The following is a 20,506-nucleotide window of genomic DNA, read 5'->3' as shown; positions in this document are numbered from 1 at the left end:
TTTCACCATTGTCGTCCCGGCGAAGGCCGGGACCCATTACCCCGGCTGTCTATTTGGTGCGACGCTGGGGCAACATTCCGTGTAACGGCAAGCATTAGTGGTTGTGGGTCCCGGCCTTCGCCGGGACGACAGCATTAGTTGCCACGCCGCCGCATTTTCGCATCCCTGCCCCGGCGTCTCGCCACAAGCCCGACCCCCACAGCCTCACGTAAGCTCTCCCCGCGAACAATAAGAACGCCACAGGGAGGCTCACGATGACATCGAAGGCCATTTGGACGGCCATCACGGCTCTGGCTGCGCTTGCGCTCGCGACACAGGCGCACGCCGCCGAGAAGAAATATGGCGCGGGTACCAGCGACACCGAGATCAAGCTCGGGCAGACCTCGCCATTTTCAGGCGCGGCGTCGGCCTACAGCGTGATCGCGAAGGCGCAGGCGGCGTACTTCAAGATGATCAACGACCAGGGCGGCGTGAACGGGCGCAAGGTCACCCTGATCACGCTCGACGACGGCTACTCGCCGCCGAAGACGGTGGAGCAGACCCGCAAGCTGGTCGAGCAGGAGGAGGTCGCCGCGATCCTCAATCCGCTGGGCACGCCGACTGGGCTTGCCGTGCGCAAATATCTCAACGACAAGAAAGTGCCGCAGCTGTTCGTCGGCGCAGGCGCCACGCTGTGGGGCGACTATGCGCATTACCCGTGGTCGATCGGCTTCCAGCCGTCGTACCAGGCCGAGACCGCGGTCTACGCGAAATATGTGCTGACCAACAAGCCGGACGCCAAGATCGCGCTGTTCTACCAGAACGACGACGCCGGCAAGGATTACGGCAACGGCTTCAAGAAGGGCCTGGGCGCGGAGAACACCGCGAAGATGGTGGTGGCGGAAACGACCTATGAATCGACCGATCCGACGGTCGACAGCCAGATCGTGAAGCTGAAATCGTCCGGCGCCAACGTGCTGTTCATGCACGCGATCCCCAAGCAGGCGGCGCAGGCGATCAAGAAGATCGGCGAGATCGGCTGGAAGCCGGACCTGTTCTTCCTCGCGGCGACCTCGACCTCGGTGTCCTCGGTGCTGAAGCCGGCCGGCTTCGAGTACTCCAAGGACATCATCTCGTCCTACTCGCTGAAGGATCCGAACGATCCGCAGTGGAAAGACGATAAAGACGTGATCGCCTGGCAGGGCTTCATGAAGAATTACTTCCCCGACGGCAATCTGCAGGACCAGTTGATCGTCTACGGCTATGTGGTGGCGGAGGCGACGGTGCAGGTGTTGAAGCAATGCGGCGACGACCTCACCCATGAAAACATCATGAAGCAGGCCGCCAACCTCGACATCGCGCTGCCGATGTTCCTGCCCGGCATCAAGGTGAAGACCTCGCCGACCGACTATTTCCCGGTCGAAGCGATGCGGCTGCAGAAGTTCAACGGGGAAACGTGGCAGCTGTTCGGGGATACGATCGGGAATGATTGAGGGGGAGTGATTGAGGGGGTTGAGGAGAAGTTGTCGAGCGACGACCCCATCCACATCGTCGTCCCGGAACTATCCACATCGTCGTCCCGGCGAAGGCCGGGACCCATTACCCCGAATGTGCAAGTGGCGGGACGCTGGGGCCACAGCCTGCTCCCACAACAGACTGCGGTGGTTATGGGTCCCGGCCTTCGCCGGGACGACGAGGAGGTTAGACTTCCGGGACGACGGGAGGTTAGATCCCCTTCTCCAGCAACGCCCGAAAATCCGCCCGCGCGCGCTGCGCCTCGGCCCGCGCCGTCTCCGACGCATCGCCGAGACCGAAATAGCCGTGAATGAGACCTTCGCCGGCATGATACGTCACCGGCACGCCGGCCGCCTGCAACGCCCGCGCATAAGCATGGCCCTCGTCGCGCAGCGGGTCGAACCAGGCGGTCGTCACCACGGCCGGCGCGACACCGGCGAGGGACTTGGCGCGCAGCGGCGAGACGCGCCAGTCGGCACCCTGCGCCGGGTCGGCGAGATAGTGCCCGCAGAACCACTGCATCGTCGCACGCGTCAGGAAATAGCCCTCGGCATTCTCCGCGCGCGACGGAAATCTGGCGTTCTCGGCCGGATCGGCAAAACCGCCGACCACATCGGCGACGGGATAGACCAGCAGCTGCCCGGCAAGCTTGATGCCGGCGTCGCGGCAGGCGAGTGCGGTGGTCGCGGCAAGATTGCCGCCCGCGGAATCGCCGGCGACGCCGACGCGGGAGAGGTCGCCGCCGAATTCGCCGATACGCGCGACCACGTCGCGGATCGCGGCGAACGCATCCTCGAACGCGCCGGGGAAGCGCGTCTCCGGCGGGCGCCGGTAGTCGACGGAGATCACGACAGCGCCGGTCTCGATCACGAGGTTGCGGGCCTGGCGGTCATGGGTCTCGAGATCGCCGGCGACCCAGCCGCCGCCGTGGAAGAAGATCACGGTCGGCGCCCGCCCGCTGCCGCTCCGATAGAGCCGCGCGGCGAGCTTGCCGGCCGAGCCCTGCACCTCGATATCCCGCGCGACATCGACCGGCGGCGGCGGCACCGCCTTGCGCGCCTCGGCCAGCGCGCGCAGCGAATCGCGCGCGCTCTGCGGCGTCATGGTCGTGGGGTCGCGCAGCGGCAGCAGCGGAATGATCTTCTCAATGACGGGATCGAGCGGAAGCGGCATGATCGTGCTTTCTCGGGAGCAGTTGCCGTCTATCTGACAACATGCTCCCGAAAAGCACAACCATCATGCCAACCATCATGCGACGTGTTGCGCGAGCTGCTCCGGCGCGGCCTCGCCCTCCTCGCCGGCGGGCTCAGCCTGCGCCGCGGGCGCAGCAGCAAGTTCCTTGGCCAGCGCGGTGGCGCCGACATAGTCGGTCTTGCCGGTGCCGAGCAGCGGCACCTTGTCGACGACGCGGATGTCGGCGGGCACCGCAAGCTCGGAGGCGCCGACGCTCTTGGCCTGGCGCTGCATCGCGGCGCGGTCGGCATCCTTCTGCGTGGTGAGCAGCACGATGCGTTCGCCCTTGCGCTGATCGGGAAGCGTGACCGCGACCGACATCGCCTGCGGCCACAGCGCAGTCGCCATCGTCTCCACCGCGGACAGCGACACCATCTCGCCGGCGATCTTGGCGAAGCGCTTGGCGCGGCCCTTGATTGCGATGAAGCCTTGCGCGTCGACCGTCACGATGTCGCCGGTGTCATGCCAGCCTTCGGGCAGCGGCTCGAGCACGCCGGGATTTTCGGCACGGAGGTAGCCGATCATCACGTTCGGGCCCTTCACCGAGAGCCGTCCGCCTTCCTCGATGCCGGGGACCGGATCGAGGCGATACTGCATCAGCGGCGAGATGCGGCCGACGGTGCCCTGGCGGTTCGCCATCGGCGTGTTCATCGCGAGCACCGGCGCGGTCTCGGTGACGCCGTAACCTTCGAGGATACGGATGCCGTAACGCTCCATATAGATCTGCCGCGTGCGCTCCTTCACCGCCTCCGCACCGGCGATCACGAGCCGCAGCGTGCGGAAGTCATAGGCATGCGCCGAGCGGGCGTAGCCGGTGAGGAAGGTGTCGGTGCCGAACAGGATGGTCGCGCCGGTCTGGTAGATCAGCTCGGGCACGATCCGGTAATGCAGCGGCGACGGATACATGAAGATCGGGATGCCGCCGAGCAGCGGCATCATCATGCCGCCGGTCAGGCCAAAGGAGTGGAACACCGGCAGGACGTTGAACACCTTGTCGTTGGCATTGGCATCGACCCGCGCCAGCGCCTGCGCCGCATTGGCGAGGATATTGCGGTGGGACAGCACGACGCCCTTCGGCGTGCCTTCCGAACCCGAGGTGAACAGGATGACCGCGGGATCGTTGGCGTTGCGGGCGACGCGCGGCGCGATGCCGGCGCGGAAGCCCGCGATCTTGTCGGCGAAGCCGATGCCGGCCCTGACGTCCTCGAGATAGACGACGCGCGCCTGGCCCGCGATCGCCGCGATCAGCTTGTCGAGCTTGCCCTTCTCGATGAAGGCCTGCGAGGTCAGCACGGTCTTGACCTGCGCCGCCTTCATCGCGGCCAGCACGTTGACCGGGCCGGCCGAGAAGTTGAGCATCGCCGGCACACGGCCGATGGTCTGCAGCGCAAAGAAGACGACCGCAACGCCGGCCGAGTTCGGCAGCAGCACGCCGACATTCTCACCGACCGAGGTGCCCTGCTCGAGCTTGCGGCTCAACACCTGCGCGCCGAGGATCAGCTTGCGATAGGTCAGCTTGGTGCCGAGCGCGTCCTCGACGATGATCGGCTTGCCGGTGTCGCGGTCGCGATAGGCGTGGCCGAGGCCCTCGAACAGCGTCTGGTCGAGCATCGCATTCTTGACCATGGCGTCGATCATGACGTCCTGCAGCGCGGCGCCGGCGGCGTTGCGGCGCGCCTTGCCGCGCAGCGACTGGTCGACCGGCAGCTTCACCGGCGGCAGGATCGAGATCGTCACCTTGGGGAACCAGGAGCGCTTGATCTCGCCGTTCTTCAGATAGCTGAGATGCGAACGCTGCGCGCCCTCGATGCGGACCGGGACGACGACCGCATCGGCCTTGTCGGCGATCATCGCGGTGCCGTCATAGACCTTCATCAGCGAACCGGAGACCGTGATGCGGCCTTCCGGGAAGATCACGACCGGCTCGCCGGCGGCAACCAGTTTGATCAGGTCGCGCGCCGCCAGCGGCTTGGACGGGTCCATCGTATAGTGCTTGATCATCTTCAGGAACGGCTTGGCCCACCACGCCTTGGAGATGCCGGTGTCGACCGCGAAGCTCGCATCGATCGGCAGCGTGGCGTGCAGCAGCGGGCCGTCGACCAGGCTGACATGGTTGGGCGCGATCAGCATGCGGGTGCCCTCGGGCGGCAGGTTCTCCATGCCGCGCACCTCGACGCGGAACAACGCACGGAACAGCAGCGCGCCGAAGTCGCGCACGCCCTCCTTGCCCCACTTGCTCAGCACGAACCAGACGGTGCCGAAGCTCGCGATGGCGAGGCCGAAGAAGATCCAGGCGATCGCAAGCCCCGCGGCCTGCAGCGCGCCGACGAACACCGCGCCGGCGACCATGAAGCCAGCCTGCAAAATGTTGCCGGCGGCGATGATGCGGGCGCGCTCGGACGGTGCGGTCCAGGCCTGCACGGCGGCAAACGACGGCACCACGAACAGGCCGCCGCCGAAGGCGAACAGGAAGAAGTCGGCCAGCATCCGGAAGCCGCCGAACGAGCTCGCAAATGCGGCCGCGGTGACCTCTTTGCCGAGCGAGGTGGTTGCGATCGCCCAGGCGAGGTCGAGGCCGATCACGCCCATCACGATGGCGCCGATCGGCACCAGCGCGAGATTCGGACGGACATGGCTCAGCTGCGCCGCGAACAGCGAGCCGGCGGCAATGCCGATCGCGAACACGGCGAGGCACAGCGTGACCACGCCCTCGGTGCCGCCGACGCCTTCCTTGATCAGCGCGGGCAGCAGCGACAGCACGATCGCGCCGACCATCCAGAACCAGGACACGATCACCATGCCGTCCCACAGCCGCGGTTCGGCGTAGAGCGACTTCAGCAGGCGCACGGTCGAGGTCCAGGGATTCTTGGTGATCGACAGATCGGGCGCGGAGGGCTGCGTCAGGGGGATGCGGGATGCGAACGCCCAGGACAGAACGGAAAGGCCGACGACGGCGGCGCAGATCCAGCCCATATGGCTGGCGCCGGCGACGAACATGCCGCCCGCAATGGTGCCGATCAGGATCGCCATGAAGGTTGCGCCCTCGACCAGCGCGTTGCCGGTTGCAAGCTCGGAGACCGAGAGCTGGTCGGGCAGCACCGCATACTTCACCGGACCGAACAGCGCAGCGACGATGCCGAACAGCGCCAGCGCGATGAACAGCAGCGGGATCGAATGGGTGAAGAAGCCGGCTGCGGCGAACGCCGCGGCGAAAATCTCGAAGAACTTCAGCCGGCGGGCGACGACGGACTTGACGTAGCGGTCGGCGAGTTCGCCGCCGAGCGCCGACAGCACAAAGAACGGCGCGATGAAGACCGCACCCGCGAGCTGAACCAGCGCCGGCCCCTGCTCGTTGGCGACGCCATACAGCAGCATGATGACCAGGGCGTTCTTCAGCACGTTGTCGTTCAACGCCGAGCAGAACTGCGACCAGAACAGCGGCGCGAAGCGGCGGGACGACATCAATTCCTTGATCATGACCGTTTCCTTGGGTTAGCGCGCGAGGCGCTGGCAGGTCTGCGAGTTCGGGTGGCAGAGAATGGTGAGCGTGGTGAAATGACGGAGATGCCGCAGCCTTTAGTCTTTTCCGCAACGTATCGGTTCGAACCGGCGCACATCCGCTGGCGCCGGAATACCGGGACATTGCTCGCCAGAGATGTACGAGACCTTATCCAGACCTGGGGTTGCTCGGCGCCGAGGCGAGTTCGCGGAGGACATGGTGAGCGCTTTGTTGAGGTTTCGGCGACAATTGCCGCCGGTACGGTTCAGGTCAGTTCACTCAACCCGCGGAACGGCGACCAACGGCAGTGGCGCGGCTTGCACCCGCCGCCGCCCGAGGCCGCCGGGCGCGGCGCGCGCCGATCCGCGCGCCGCTGCTCCAGGACACCTGCGACGTCGCAGGCGCGGGCGATCCGCTCGATCGGCTCCATCGCCGGGGAGAGGATGGCGCGGCCAAGGCCCTTCACGAGCTCGATCGCGTCATCGACAAGGGTGGTGGTCAATTGAAGTGCTAGGGTCTGCATGTGAGTGGCCTCCTAAGCAGACTTGAGCAACGCTCAAATTAGTAGTACGAAAATGACCATTGTTCAAGAAGAATCGCGACGTGACCGAAAAAAACTTCAGCGGCGGACCCTGCTGATCGAGATCGCGCGCCGATCGATCGCAACTAAGGGATTGAGATCATTGAAGGTTCGAGACGTCGCCGAGGCCGCCGGGTGCTCCATCGGCAGCGTCTATAATGAGTTCGGCGACTTCGACGGCTTGATCCTGACGGTGAACCGGGAGACCGTTGAGGCCCTGACCACACGGCTGAAGGCAATTCCAGCCGACGATCCCCTGCGCCAGCTGCACGGGCTCGCCGACGCCTATCTCGGCTTCGCGACCGAGCACACCAATCTGCTGCGCTCGCTGTTCGAGCACCGGATGGAGGACGACCGGCCATTTCCGGAAGATATCCTGGCGATGGTGATGGACGCGTTCGCGCTGATGCACGCGCCGCTGCTGCGGCTGCTGCCCGATCGCGCCCCCGATGATGTCGCGCTGCTGTCGCGGATGATGTTCTCCGCGGTCCACGGCATCATCTCGCTGGGCCTCGAGGAGCGCATGGTCGCGGTGCCGCCGGAGCGGCTGCGCGAGCGGCTCGCGCAGTTCGTCGACACGCATCTCGCGGGATTGGGCGTAACCCGCAGGCCGTAGTCAGGCTCGCGTGCCCGCGATCGTGCCGCGCTCATGTCTGGTTGCGTGCGACGCGCCCCGAGCGGCCGAGGGTCCAGAGCGGCTCAAGAAATACCACCCCGGTGCCGCCCTCCCGGAAGATCAGCTTGAACTCGATCCGTCCGTCCGCGGTGATGGAGGCCGAATGCAGTCCCGCATTGCCGTCGTATCGCAAGGTGTCGTCAAGGACATGCCCGGTGAAGCCGCCGGAAAAGCCAGGTCCGGGTGTACGGCTGTGCGGCATGGCCGGTCCATTCACGAGATAGCCGGTCGCGACACCATCCCGATCGACGCTCGTGACGATCATCATGAACTGGCGGTGCGAGTTGATCCATCCTTCGTCGCTCACCCAGACGCCGAGAAAGCGGCGGACACTGTCCGGCACGTCGTTTGCCGGCGCGTGAACGCGAAAGGCCGGAAGCGGCAACTGCTTCTCGACCGCCAGCGCAGTGATCCGCTCGACATCAGGGTTCGGTACAATGCCGTGATCCTGCGGCGCGAACCAGTTCGCCAATTCCGCCAGGGGATGCCGCATCCCGTTTGCAATCAGCGGCACGAATGCGAGCGCGGCGAAGGCGATCGCCGACAGGCCGGCGACAAGCAACCATCGGGGCAACACGGCCAAGCGTCCTGCAACGGCGCGCGGAGCGGATGTCGCGCCCGCGGCATCCCGCGGTGCGTGTTCGTGCAATCGCGAAATCGGCTCGGCATCCAGCCGGTAACCCCGGCGCGATACCGTCTTGATGATGCGGTGGTCGTCATCCCGCAGTTTCAGGCGCAGTTCGCGGATGCATTGGACCAGCGAATCGTCCGAAACCGCGACGTGGCCCCACACTGCCTCGTGCAGATCCTGCTTGGAGACCAGCCGCCCGGCATTTCTGGCGAGACAGCCGAGCACCGCGAACGACTTCGGCCTGAGATCAAGTTCGACGCCATCCGCGCGCGCGACGCCGCGGGCGAAGTCCAGCTCAAAGGCATCAAATATCAATACGGAATCAGTCGCCGGGTTCATAGAGGTCACTCCATGCACACAGACGGCACCAATCCGGGAAATTTAGCAGGAAAATCGTCGTTCTGTCACTTCTTCATCAGGACTTCCCCGCGGCGCGGCCGATAGTGGCGGACCGGCCCGGCATCATTTCCGGGCACGCGGGAGGTTGACCATGTCGAGGACGCCATTTGCCGTGTTGGTCGGGGGTGTCATCGGGGGAGTCCTGGCGCTCGCGGCGGTGCAATCGGGACACGCCCAAACGCAGGACGTCGTGAAGGTCGGCCTGGTGATGCCGTTGACCGGCGTTTTGGGGCCGGTCGGCAAACAGGCGGTCGCCGGGGCGAGGCTCTACATGGCGCAACACGGCGACACGGTCGCCGGCCGCAAGATCGAATTGATCGTCCGGGACGACGCCAGCGTGCCCGACAATGCCAAGCGCATTGCGCAGGAGCTGATCGTCAACGATAAAATCGCGATCCTCGGTGGCGGGCTGACGCCGAGCGTGCTGGCGCTCGCGCCGCTGGTCAATGAGAGCAAGACGGCAACCGTCGTCATGGTCTCCGGCACATCGATCGTGACCGATCGGTCGCCCTACTTCGTGCGCACCAGCTGGACGCATGCGCAGCAGGCCAGCGTGCTGGCAGGCTGGGCGGCGAGAAGCGGATCGAAGCGGGCCACCATCATCGCATCCGACTGGACACCCGGGCATGAAGCCGCCGGCGTGTTTGCGGCGAGCTTCATCGCGGCAGGCGGATCGATCGTCGAGGCGTTGAAAGTGCCGCTGGCCAATCCCGACTTCGCACCGTTCCTGCAGCGCGCGCGGGACGGCAATCCCGACACCCTGTTCATTTTCGTTCCGACAAGCCAGGCCGGCATCCTGGCCAAGCAGTTTGTCGAGCGTGGGCTCGACAAGAGCGGAATCAAGCTGATCGGCCCCGGCGACATCGCCGACGACGAGGACCTGCCGGGGATGAGCGATGCCATGATCGGCATGATCACGGCAGGGTTCTACTCGGCCTATCATCCGTCGGACCTGAACCGCGACTATGTCGCGGCGTTCCGCAAGGCCAATGCGAATGTGCGTCCGAACTTCATCAGCGTCAGCGCCTATGACGGCATGCATCTGATCTACCAGGCGCTGCACGCGACCGGCGGCAGGACCAACGGCGACGCGCTGGTCGAGGCCATGAAGGGCATGGCCTGGGAAAGCCCGCGCGGCCCGATGTCGATCGATCCGAAGACCCGCGAAGTCGTCCACAACATCTACATTCGCAAGGTCGAGAAGATTGGAGGCGAGCTCTACAGCGTCGAGCAGGAGACCTTCCAGGCGATCAAGGATCCCACCAAGGTCGCGAACAGGTAAAGCAGGACGGAGCGGCAACTCTTCCGGCGCGGCGTCGCTTCGACGCCTCAGACCCGGGTGCGCGCGATCGTGCCGGCGACGATCTGCATGGCAACGCCGAGCACCCAGCCCGCCATGATGGTCGCGGTCCAGGCGATGTCCGGCTCGCTGCGTAGCACGACGACGCCGACCGAGAAGAACGCAACCATCGTCGCGAGGAATGTGCCGACCGCGCTGAGCAGCTCCGCCGCGTCGATCTTGCGCGTCGAGTTCGTGTCCTTCGGATGGAAGAGCTTTGGCGGCGTATCGATGCCGACATAGAAGCCGATCGCGCCGCCCAGCATCATGAGCAGCAGGAAGGCCTGCGAGGTCAGCGCCGACACGCTCGAGCCGACATGGATGGCGACGAACAGACCGCTCGCGGCTCCCGCCAAAGCAAGGCCAAAGCGCTCCAGGACATGGGCAAACTTTCTGACGCGGCTGCGCATGGCTGTGCCTCATCAATGAATTGCACCGCTGGCAGGCTAGGCCTTTTCGCAGCATCGCGAAAGCCGCCGCCTCTCACATGGCTGCGACCACGCGACGCTATTGTGCGCCAGTTCACACCTATCGTGGCACAGAGCGACTAAACATCGATCCAAAGTAGCAATCGAATCCGTTACTACTACGTTGCGCGATCCGCTTCATTCCTTTCAGCGAGCGTCTTTCAATGCCGAGTCCCAAGATCATCATCCTGTCCGACGGCACCGGCAACGCCGCCTCCAGCGTCTGGCGAACCAACGTCTGGCGGATCTTCCAGTCGCTCGATCTGCAGGGCAACAACCAGGCCGCCAAGTATGACGACGGCGTCGGCACGTCGTCGTTCGTTCCGCTTGCGCTGCTCGGCGGCGCCTTCGGTTACGGCCTCAAGCGCAATATCCTGGATGCCTACAAGTTCATCTGCCGAAACTACGACCACGAGAACGATTCGAAGATCTACCTGTTCGGATTCAGCCGCGGCGCATTCACCGTGCGCACGCTTGCCGCACTCATCCTCGATCAGGGCCTGATCGTCGCGGACACCGAATCCGAGCTGCACGACGGCGCGGTGAAGGCCTATCGGGCGTACCGCGCCGAGGGCTACCATTCGATATGGCGCATCGAGGTGCTGTTCCGCGCGCTGCGCGATTACATCCTTGTGCCGGTGTGGGATCGCCTCCGAGGCCACAAGTCTTATGCAGAGATCGCCCGGAAGCAGGTCGCCGCGATCGAATTCATCGGCATCTGGGACACCGTCGCAGCCTATGGCCTGCCGATCGACGAGATGACCCGCGGCATCTCCAACTGGGTGTGGCCGCTTGAGCTGCCGAACCGGATTCTCAGCCCGCGGGTCAAGTGGGCGCGACATGCGCTGGCCCTCGACGACGAGCGCACAACATTCCATCCGGTGCTCTGGACCGAGCAGGAGCCGGGACAACCGGTCCCGGCCGTGCCCGCGACCATCGATGGCGAACGCCTCGTCCAGGTCTGGTTCGTCGGCATGCACGCCAATGTCGGCGGCGGTTATCCCGACGATGCCGTCGCGTTCGTGCCGCTGGCATGGCTGGTCGACGAAGCCGTCAAGCGTGGCCTGGTGTTCAAGAGCGCGCCGACCGCCGATCCTGATGCGATCAAGTCGATCAGATCGTCCGAGGACAAGGACGGCCGCCTCTATGATTCGCGCGCGGGCCTCGGCTCCTACTACCGGTATGGACCTCGCAAGGTCGCCGAGCTCTGCAACGATCGTTATGCCCGTGTCAGCGTGCCGACGCCGAAGATCCACGAAAGCGTGTTCGAGCGGATCGACAGCGGCGCCAATGCCTATGCCCCGATCGGACTTCCGCCGAACTACGTGATTGTGTCCCGCAGCGGCCAGATCACGCCGCTGGGCGAGACGACGTTCGAGACGCCGACGAGCGCACCGGCGCGTTATGCGGCGCAGGAGAAGCTGTGGAATTATGTCTGGATGCGCCGGATCGCCTACTTCGCCACGCTGGCGGCGTCGTTGCATCTGGCCGCGTTCTGGCTGTTCCACAACCAGCACAAGGAGCACGAATTCAGCTCCTGGTTCAGGATGATTTCGGAGCTGGTGCGCTTCGTCCAATCGTTCCTGCCCGATTCGTTTCACTGGTGGACGGATTGGTATGCCGGCAACCCGGAATGGTTCGCCGGCGGCGTCATTGCCGTTTTCCTGCTGATGGGCGTCGGCACCTCGCTCAGCGCCGCGATCAGGGACAGGATGCGGATCATCTGGCGCGACCGCGCGAACCCGACGCCGCTCTCCGGAATCGTGCACAATGCGATCTATCGATTCCGCACCAGCGCCATCTATCAGTGGATCCTCAACTTCGGGAAGCGACACGCCGTTCCGTTCCTGCTGACGGCCTTGCTGGTCTGGTTCAGCGCGACACTGCTCAGCCATTTCCTGTTCAATGCCGCCGACTCGATGGGCGCTTTCTGCACGGGCACCGCGGCCGACAAGCTCGTCGCCGTCGACAAGGGCGTCCCGCAGGACGCAGCCGACTTCGATACCAGCGCGATCTGTGCGCCGACCGGCCTCAAGGTCCGCACCGGGTTCAAGTACGAGATCGCGATCACCATGGCGGAGCCGTGGGAGGACGCCGGACGGGCGGTGACACCGGTCGGATACCGCACGTCGACGATCGAGGCCGCAAAGCGCTGGCGTGGTTACGCCACGATCTTCCTGCGGCGCGTCCTGTTCCGGCCGTGGTTCAGGCTGATCGCACGGGTCGGAGAAACCGGGGTCGACGAGTATTTTCTTGATCCGGCGCCGGCGCCCAATACCGACCCGCAGGTCTACAAGGCGCGGTTCACCGCCGATCGCAGCGGCGAGATCTTCCTCTATGTCAACCAGGCCGTCATCGGCCTGCCCTGGGTCTACAAATGGTTCTACGGCGATCACAAGGGCAAGGCGAAGGTCACGGTGCGGTTGCTGTAGGGGGTCGAGCCGCGCCCACAGGATCGCGACCCGACACGGAGCCGCCCGGCGTGATCCATCTGTGATCCAGCCGACAGTGCGGGTTGTAGATCAGCTGCTATGCTCCCTTTGCTAGACACCACGGATCCCGGGAGAGTGCTGACGCGCCAGTTTCATATCGAGCGGATATTTCTCACCAGCGATTTGGAGGCATCACCATGATTTCCACAATTCAGGCGTTTCCGACCACCGACGGTATCTTCGTGGTTTGGGAAGTCGCGACAATGATTCCGGGCTGCCTCGGCTTCGCGCTGTATCGCCAGCAGCAGGGCAAGGCCGCGACGGTGGTCGACACCTGGGTCGGGTTCGAGGATCAGGTGCAGGGCCACAAGTCCGGCGAGCATCGGCCGAGCACCGAATGGCCGGTGCAGAAGACCAACTGGACCGATTTCCTGGCACCCGTCGACGCACCGGTCCGCTACGGCGTGGTGCCCGTCCTCAAGGACGGCGATACCAAGGTAAAGCCTGCGTACAATGGACCATCGACATGGACCGACTACGTCTCCGCCACGCCGTCAGGTCCGCTGAAGCCATGGTTCAACCGCGGCACGATATCGGCGCAATGGCTGTCGCGCGCGATTGGTACCGCGCCCAAGGCCTCCCAGACGCTGGAGAAGGCGATCTCGACCAAGGGCAACAAGATTCGCGACTTCCTCAAGGGACAGCTTGGCGCCCGCCTGCTCGCACTGTTGGCCGATGCCAAAAAGGACAAGCGCGACGTCTATCTCGCGCTTTACGAGCTCAACGATCCCGAACTGATCGCGGCGCTGACCGCGCTGAAGGGCAAGGCCCATGTCGTGCTCGGCAACAGTACCGGCAAGTCCGACGCCACGGCAAAGGACACCGAGAAGAACGCCGGCGTGCTGAAGAAGGCCGGCGTCGACATCGTTCGCCGCAAGATCGCGCCGAGCCGCTATGCGCACAACAAGTTCGCGGTGTTCTGCGACGGCGCGCAGACACCGAAGGCAGTCTGGACCGGCAGCACCAACTGGACGCGCACCGGACTGTGCACCCAGAACAACAACGGGCTGGAGATCACCGACGACAAGATCGCCGCGGCCTATCACGACCATTGGAAGCTGATCTACGCCGACGGCAGCAAGTCGCCGAAGGCGCTGGCGGTGGCCGGCGATAAGGAATGGCCGTTCACGATCGGCCCATCGAAGGTCAGCGTCTGGTTCACGCCGACCACCAAGAGCGGCGATCTCAAGGAAGCCACCAAGATGATCGAGGACACCGAGCATGGCGCGGTGTGCCTGATGCTCAATCCCGGCAACAAGGGCCTGCTCGGCCCGATCCTGGAGAAGGCGCAGGACAAGAAGCTCTATGTCCGCGGCGGACTCAACAATTTCCCGGCACAGGGCAAGGACAGCCCGAAGGATCAGCTGCAGCTGCTCGCCGGCGACGGCCAGCAGCAGGTGTTCAAGGGCAAGCAGATCGCCGACGTGATCCGGCCCGCCGGCATCGACAAAACCGCCGACTGGTGGGAGCACGAGATCAAGGACACCGGAAAATTCATGATCGCCGTGCACAGCAAGGTGATCGTGCTGGATCCGGCCGGCAAGAACCCGGTGGTCATGACCGGCTCGCACAATTTCTCTGACCGCGCCAGCACCAAGAACGACGACAATCTCGTCATCATCAGAGGCGATTCGCAGCTCGCGCTAACTTACGCCGCGCGCATCGTCAGCATCTACGGCCAGTATCGGTGGCAGGCCTGGCGCAACACGCCGGAGGGCCAGAAGGACAAGGGGCTGAAGCGCAGCGATGCCTGGCTGAGCAACCGCATCGGCAAGGGCTGGGCGGAAACCGAGACGCGGTTCTGGCTCGGCATGACCTGACTGCCTGATCTCCGATCGGGGGTCATGACATGAAACACGGGGCAGCGTCGCGGCTGCCCCGCGTTCTTCCTCACTCCCTACGCCGCGCGGCCGACCGAGGCGTCGAGATGCTTCAGCCGCGGCAACACCTCCTGCTTCAACAGCCGCAGCGAATTGTGCCAGGCCTCGGGCTTGTGCTTGTAGTCGAAGCCGAACACCAGCAGCACGCCGAAGCCGCCGACCTCCTGGTAGATCTTCTCGATCTTCTCGGTGACGGTCGCGGGCGAACCGACGATCCAGTTGTTGCGGGCGCAATATTCGACGGTGACATCGCTGTCAGGCACGTCGGGCGAGGCTTTCAAATAATCCTTGAAACCGAAGTGACCGAGCAAGGGGAGAAAATACTCACCCATCATCCGGCCCATCATGTCGCCGGTCGACAGCCGCCACGCCTCCGCATCGGTGTCGGCGACGAACACCTCACGCACCATGCGCCAGTCCTTGCGGCTCGGCTTGCGGCCGGTCTTGGCGGCACCGGCTTCCACTGAGTCCCAATGGCTGCCGACATAAGCAGGATTGAGATTGAGGCTCATCGGAATGAAGCCGCGCTCACCGGCGAGCTTCAGCGTGTCCGAGTTCTTCGACAGGCCCGCAACGCCGATCGGCGGATGCGGCGCTTGCTGCGGCTTGATGTGGGGTTTGAGGAAATCGAACATCGTGTCCGGCTTGGTCACCGTCCAGAACTTGCCCTTGTGGGTCCACGGCGCCGGCTCGGTCCACATTTTCAGGATGATCTCGAGCGCTTCGCGGGTCATGTCGCGGTTCTGGCCGGACATGCCGTCGACATTGAACATCGCCCAGTCGCTCGGCAGACCGCTAGCCGCGACGCCGAAGTTCAATCGCCCGTTCGAGATGTGATCGAGCATCGCAACGCGGTTCGCGAGTTCGGCCGGGTGATGATACGGCAGGAGGAAACCGCCAGGGCCGATCCGCAGATTCTTGGTCTGCAGCAGCGCCTGCGCGACCAGCAGATCAGGCGACGGGTGCCGCTCCCAGGGCGCGGTGTGATGCTCGCCGATCCAGGCCTCCTGGTAGCCGAGCTCGTCCAGCCAGCGCAGCACTTGCAGGTCCCAGTCGTGGCCCTCCTTCAATCCGCACTCTGGCGGATGCGACGGCATCGCGAAGTATCCGAGTTCCATGGGCTTCCTCTCTTTGTCTGATGCGTGTCTTCCGCACGCGATGGAAGAGTACCCGCCATGGCCGCGGCAGAACAATGGCCTTATCGCTTGCAGCCGGGCCGGGATTTATGCGTAGGGCGTATCCTTCAGCATGGCCGCGATCCCCGAAAAGCTTCGCTCCATGATCCGCTGAAAGGCCTCGCGCGACGACGCGGCCGATCTGCGGGCCTTCTGCGCGCGCAGCCCTTCCGCATAGGCGACGGTGATTGCCGTCACCACCATCGAAGCGGCGAGCCGGGCATCGGCGTCGGCGAGCGGCCGCTTGATCGCGCCCGCCAGCACGGTTGCGAGATCATCGATGAACTCGTCACGCATCTCGCGCGCCCGCGCCGCGAGCGCCGGGCTCTCTGCGACGGTGCGCCAGAATTTCGCCGTTGCATCGGTGAATTTCGCGAACGGATGCGCGCGATCCGCCAGGCTCTGCACCAGCTTGCGCAGGGTCACGAGCGGCGCCTCGCCGGGCGCTCGCTCGGCAAACGCGGCCTTCAGAATCTGGCGGCTTTCCTCTTCGCGGTCGAAGAACAGATCCTCCTTGCGCGGGAAGTAATTGAACACCGTCATCCGGGAGACCTCGGCGGCCTCGGCAATTTCGGCCACCGAAACATTGTCGAAGCCGCGTTCCAAAAACAGCTCGGTGGCGACGTCCGAGATCGCCTGACGCGTCGCCTCCTTCTTCCGCTCCCGCAATCCGTCCCGATTTGACATGCGGAAATTTGTACCATACTAAATATTATACCCAGTATAAAAATATGGTGACGGCGTGACGCGTGAACGAACGGATGTGGTGGTGGTCGGCGCCGGGCCGACCGGACTGCTGCTGGCGATCGAGTTGACCCTGGGCGGCGCCGACGTGGTCGTCATCGAGCGGCTGACCGAGCCCGACCAGACCATCAAGGCCGGCGCGATCGGCGCCCTCGCAGGCGAAGCACTGGAGCGCCGCGGTCTTGCGGATGCAATGGATGCGGTCGAGCGCGCGATGGCGGAGAGTATGTCGACGCTCATGAAGGGCGCGGACGCCCGGACCGAACTGCCGTTCAAGAAATTCGGCGGTCACTTCTCCGGCATCTTCCTGATCGACCAGACACGGCAGCACGAGCCGGACCGGCGGCTGCGCGGCGTGAACCAGCAAGCCCTGGAGAAGATGCTGAGCGAACGTGCCCGCGCACTCGAGATCGAGATCAGGCGCGGCTGCGAGCTGATCGATTTCAGGGATCACGGAGACGGCGTCATGGCGCGGACGCGCGGCGCCTCCGGCGAGATCGCGCTGCACGCGGCCTATCTCGTCGGCTGCGACGGCGGGCGCAGCGCGGTGCGCAAGCGCGCGGGCTTCGACTTCCCCGGCACCGACCCAACCCTCACCGGGCACCAGGCCATCGTCGACCTCGATCATCCGGATCGGCTGCTGCCGGTCGGCTGGCGGCGAACGCCTGTCGGCATGATGGCATATGGGCCGATTCCCGGTCGGGTGTTCCTCGCCGAGTTCGACGGACCGCCGGCCGATCGCAGCGCGCCCGTGACGCGCGAGGAGATCGAGAGCACCCTGCGCCGGATCAGCGGCGCCGACGTCCGCGTCACCGCCGTCAGGACCGCCACGCGCTTCACCGACAATGCGCGGCAGGCCACCGACTATCGTAAGGGACGTATCCTGTTGGTGGGCGACGCCGCGCATGTGCACTCGCCGTTCGGCGGGCAAGGCTTGAATCTCGGCCTGCTCGATGCAGTCAACCTCGGCTGGAAGCTTGCGGCGGTTGTCTGCGATCGCATGCCGGACAGCCTGCTCGACAGCTACACGGAGGAGCGGCATCCGATCGCGGCGAAGGTGCTCGCCAACACCCGCGCCCAGGTCGCCTTGATGCGGCCGGACGTCATGACCGACGCCTTGCGCGACATCGTCGCGGAGCTGATGAGCCTCGACGAGGGCACCCGCTACTTCGGCGAAATGATCAGCGGCATCAAGATCCGCTACGACCTCGGCAGCGATCATCCACTGGTCGGCCGGCTCGCCGGCAATCTCGCGCTCGGCGACGACGGCGCCGAAACGACGCTGTTCGATCAGATGGAGGACGGCAGGGCCGTGCTGATCGACGCAACGGGCGGCGCCGCGTCGGCGATCGCAGCCCGTTGGGATGTCCTCGTCCGATGCGTGCCAAGACGTGACGCGTTAGGATGCAGCGGCCCTTCGCTGCTGATCCGTCCGGATGCCTGCATCGCCTGGGCGGCCGACGACGCCGATACGACGGGCCTCGACGCCGCACTGGTGCGCTGGTTCGGGCCCGCCACGCATTGACCTCCAGGCGAGGCGCGCTGTCAGCGCGCCCCGAACGTGGTCTTGCCGAACAGTGCCTTCTGCGTCGAGGGCTGCGAGCGCCAGTATTGCGGCGGCGCGTTCACCTCGCCGCCGAGCTCGGCGGCGGCGTGCCAGCCCCAGCGCGGGTCGTAGAGCATGCCGCGGGCGAGCGCGACCATGTCGGCCTTCCCTGAGGCGACGATCTCTTCCGCCTGCTTCGCTTCCGTGATCAGGCCGACCGCCATCGTGGTGACGCCGGTCGCCTCCCGCACCGCCTGCGCTGCCGGCACCTGGTAGCCGGGTGCGAGCGGGATCTTCTGCAGCGCCGAGACTCCGCCGGAGGAGACGTCCATCCAGTCGACCCCGCGCTTCTTCAGCTCCTTGGTGAACTCGATGGTCTGCGCGACGTCCCAGCCGCCCTCGACCCAATCAGTCGCCGAGACCCGGACGCCGACCGGCTTGCGATCGGGAAACACGGCGCGCACCGCATCGAACACTTCCAGCGGGAAACGCATCCGGTTCTCGAGAGAGCCGCCGTAGCGATCGGTGCGCTTGTTGGCGAGCGGCGACAGGAACTGGTGCAAGAGATAGCCGTGCGCGCTGTGCAGCTCGATCGCGTCGATGCCGAGCCGGTCGGCACGTTTTGCTGAGGCGACGAAAGCCTCGCGGATCCGCTTCAGCCCGGCATCGTCGAGCGCGACCGGCGCGGCCTCGCCATCCTTGTGCGGCACCGCCGACGGCGCCATCGTCTGCCAGCCACCCTCGGCAATCGGGATCAACTGCCCGCCTTCCCAAGGCCGCTGGCTCGAGGCCTTGCGGCCGGCATGGGCGAGCTGCATCGCGACCGCCGCCTTCGAATGCTTGCGCACCGAGGCCAGGATCGGCTTCAGTGCCGCCTCGTTAGCGTCGCTGTAAAGGCCGAGACAGCCCGGCGTGATCCGCCCGATATCCTCGACATGGGTCGCTTCAATGCAGAACATTGCGGCGCCCGACAGCGCCAGCATGTTGATATGGGTGAAGTGCCAGTCGTTGGCGGAGCCGTCGATCGCCGAATATTGGCACATCGGCGCGACCATGATGCGATTGGAGAGTTTCAGGCCGCGCAGTTCGATCGGTGAAAACAGGGTGCTCATGCGGAGGGTATCCGGGATCGGGGAAAGGGCACGCTTAAGATAGAGGCGGCGGCGGCCGCGATCACCAACCGTCTGCATCCCCGAACGGACCCGGGCGCAGATCAGCAATGCGGTAGCGGCGGCCCTTGGGCGCGGCGTGTCAGTCGTCCACCAGGGTGAATTGCAGCAGCAGATTGCGCTGGATCAGCGAGAAATTGTCGTCCGAGATCATGGTCAGCACGGTCTCGCCCTCCGCGGTGACATGGGCGTCGATGCCTTCCATGTTATCGATCTCGTTGCCGAGATCGGCGTTGAAGATCGCCGGGCCATCGACGAGCGCGCCGGGCGCGATCTCGGACAGCGCTAGGCGGCGGATGCGGATGCCGACGCCGCCGAGCCAGGAGAACTTCCGTTCCAGGATCAACAGAGCGCCTGACGGCAGCAGGACCGCGTCGCTGATGTCGAAATTCTCGGTGCGGCGCACGCTGAACTGGCCCGGGGTCTTGCCGCCGACCAGGAAGGCGATGAGATTGCCGTTGGCATCGAGCCCGCGCTCCGAGAACGCGATCAGCGTGCCGGCCAGCGGCTGGCCGTTGGGCATCACCTTGGGCACGAAGACCAGCGCCTCCAGGCCCTTGTTGGTGGGCAGCTTGCGCGCCGCCGGCGGCAGCGGCACCACCTCGCCGCGCGACCGGGTAAAGCCCTTCGAAAAATCGTAGCGCAGCACCTGGTTGACCCGCTCGAGCCCGACATAGGCGAACGAGCCGTCGAGCGCGAGCGATTCCGAATCATACCAGCCGCGGGTGGCGGTGATCGGTCTGCCGTCGGCCCCTAGCAGCGGCGCCGCCTCGACATCCTCGAGCCCGACCATCTCCCGGCCGCGATAGACGATGCGGCCGGTGAACCAGCTGCCCTGGTCGCTGACCGCGATGAAGCGCTCGCCTTTGGGATCGAGCCGCAATGCGGAGAGGCCGCCGAAGCCGAAGAATGACGAGGTCAGGATCAGGCCGCTGCGATATTCCAGCGCGCCGAACCGCGTGCGCGCACGATCGCGGATGTCGAACGACGGCAGCGGCCGCGCATTGACCTCGACCGCGACAGGTTCGTCCACGCGGTGACGGCCCAGCCTGCCGGACGGTCCCGGCGTCAGCGGCGGCTCGGTGGCGCTCTGTGCCTGGGCGAGACGCGGCAGCGCGGCCGCCGACAGTCCCGCCGCCATATCTCGAAGGAAACGGCGGCGGCTAAGGTATGAGCGCATGT

Annotated in this window: 15 protein-coding genes; 6 read left to right on the top strand and 9 right to left on the bottom strand. The window is 65.2% G+C overall.

The features are described from left to right. The first annotated feature begins 254 nt into the window (after positions 1-254). Positions 255-1,472 carry an ABC transporter substrate-binding protein gene (locus HAP48_RS17870; RefSeq protein ID WP_166211972.1) on the top strand — a complete coding sequence of 406 codons (1,218 nt, stop codon included), beginning with the start codon at positions 255-257 and terminating at the stop codon, positions 1,470-1,472. Between the two features lie 232 nt (positions 1,473-1,704). Here the strand turns inward: HAP48_RS17870 and HAP48_RS17865 are convergent, their stop codons facing one another. From HAP48_RS17865 to HAP48_RS17855, 3 genes are all read right to left on the bottom strand, one after another. Next, a complete protein-coding gene (locus HAP48_RS17865) occupies positions 1,705-2,667 on the bottom strand; it encodes an alpha/beta hydrolase (protein ID WP_166211976.1) in 963 nt (320 codons plus the stop codon). 75 nt (positions 2,668-2,742) lie between these two features. Continuing rightward, on the bottom strand, positions 2,743-6,204 hold the full coding sequence (locus HAP48_RS17860) for an acyl-[ACP]--phospholipid O-acyltransferase (protein ID WP_166211979.1): 3,462 nt from the start codon (positions 6,202-6,204) through the stop codon (positions 2,743-2,745). 287 nt (positions 6,205-6,491) lie between these two features. Further along, the gene (locus tag HAP48_RS17855; protein WP_166211982.1) at positions 6,492-6,749 is read right to left on the bottom strand and encodes a hypothetical protein; all 258 of its coding nucleotides are present in this window, start codon (positions 6,747-6,749) and stop codon (positions 6,492-6,494) included. 52 nt (positions 6,750-6,801) lie between these two features. On the opposite strand from HAP48_RS17855, the gene HAP48_RS17850 reads away from it, so the two are divergent. Next, the gene (locus tag HAP48_RS17850) at positions 6,802-7,422 is read left to right on the top strand and encodes a TetR/AcrR family transcriptional regulator (protein WP_175612319.1); all 621 of its coding nucleotides are present in this window, start codon (positions 6,802-6,804) and stop codon (positions 7,420-7,422) included. Between the two features lie 31 nt (positions 7,423-7,453). On the opposite strand, the gene HAP48_RS17845 is transcribed toward HAP48_RS17850, so the two are convergent. Then, a complete protein-coding gene (locus HAP48_RS17845) occupies positions 7,454-8,452 on the bottom strand; it encodes a winged helix-turn-helix domain-containing protein (protein WP_166211985.1) in 999 nt (332 codons plus the stop codon). 151 nt (positions 8,453-8,603) lie between these two features. On the opposite strand from HAP48_RS17845, the gene HAP48_RS17840 reads away from it, so the two are divergent. After that, a complete protein-coding gene (locus HAP48_RS17840) occupies positions 8,604-9,794 on the top strand; it encodes an ABC transporter substrate-binding protein (protein ID WP_166211988.1) in 1,191 nt (396 codons plus the stop codon). 47 nt (positions 9,795-9,841) lie between these two features. On the opposite strand, the gene HAP48_RS17835 is transcribed toward HAP48_RS17840, so the two are convergent. Beyond that, positions 9,842-10,261: a hypothetical protein gene (locus HAP48_RS17835; protein ID WP_166211991.1), complete on the bottom strand. Its 420-nt coding sequence runs from the start codon at positions 10,259-10,261 to the stop codon at positions 9,842-9,844. Between the two features lie 221 nt (positions 10,262-10,482). On the opposite strand from HAP48_RS17835, the gene HAP48_RS17830 reads away from it, so the two are divergent. Further along, positions 10,483-12,750: a DUF2235 domain-containing protein gene (locus HAP48_RS17830; protein WP_166211994.1), complete on the top strand. Its 2,268-nt coding sequence runs from the start codon at positions 10,483-10,485 to the stop codon at positions 12,748-12,750. A gap of 197 nt (positions 12,751-12,947) precedes the next feature. After that, entirely contained in the window at positions 12,948-14,630 is a 1,683-nt protein-coding gene (locus tag HAP48_RS17825) for a phospholipase D-like domain-containing protein (RefSeq protein WP_166211997.1), read from the top strand. Positions 14,631-14,707: 77 nt separating this feature from the next. Here the strand turns inward: HAP48_RS17825 and HAP48_RS17820 are convergent, their stop codons facing one another. Beyond that, positions 14,708-15,808, bottom strand: coding sequence for an LLM class flavin-dependent oxidoreductase (locus HAP48_RS17820; RefSeq protein WP_166212000.1), 1,101 nt, complete (start codon positions 15,806-15,808; stop codon positions 14,708-14,710). Positions 15,809-15,913: 105 nt separating this feature from the next. Then, positions 15,914-16,552, bottom strand: coding sequence for a TetR/AcrR family transcriptional regulator (locus tag HAP48_RS17815; protein WP_166212003.1), 639 nt, complete (start codon positions 16,550-16,552; stop codon positions 15,914-15,916). A gap of 55 nt (positions 16,553-16,607) precedes the next feature. On the opposite strand from HAP48_RS17815, the gene HAP48_RS17810 reads away from it, so the two are divergent. Continuing rightward, a complete protein-coding gene (locus HAP48_RS17810; protein WP_210292652.1) occupies positions 16,608-18,134 on the top strand; it encodes an FAD-dependent monooxygenase in 1,527 nt (508 codons plus the stop codon). 20 nt (positions 18,135-18,154) lie between these two features. On the opposite strand, the gene HAP48_RS17805 is transcribed toward HAP48_RS17810, so the two are convergent. Further along, positions 18,155-19,267: an NADH:flavin oxidoreductase/NADH oxidase gene (locus tag HAP48_RS17805; protein WP_166212006.1), complete on the bottom strand. Its 1,113-nt coding sequence runs from the start codon at positions 19,265-19,267 to the stop codon at positions 18,155-18,157. Positions 19,268-19,406: 139 nt separating this feature from the next. Continuing rightward, on the bottom strand, positions 19,407-20,504 hold the full coding sequence (locus HAP48_RS17800) for an esterase-like activity of phytase family protein (protein WP_166212009.1): 1,098 nt from the start codon (positions 20,502-20,504) through the stop codon (positions 19,407-19,409). Between the last annotated feature and the right edge of the window lie 2 nt (positions 20,505-20,506).

Origin of the sequence: Bradyrhizobium septentrionale, assembly GCF_011516645.4 — a bacterium.
GTDB classification, from domain to species: Bacteria; Pseudomonadota; Alphaproteobacteria; order Rhizobiales; family Xanthobacteraceae; genus Bradyrhizobium; species Bradyrhizobium septentrionale.
The sequence above is the reverse complement of the archived record's forward strand: the minus strand, read 5'-3'. Positions and strand labels throughout refer to the sequence as shown.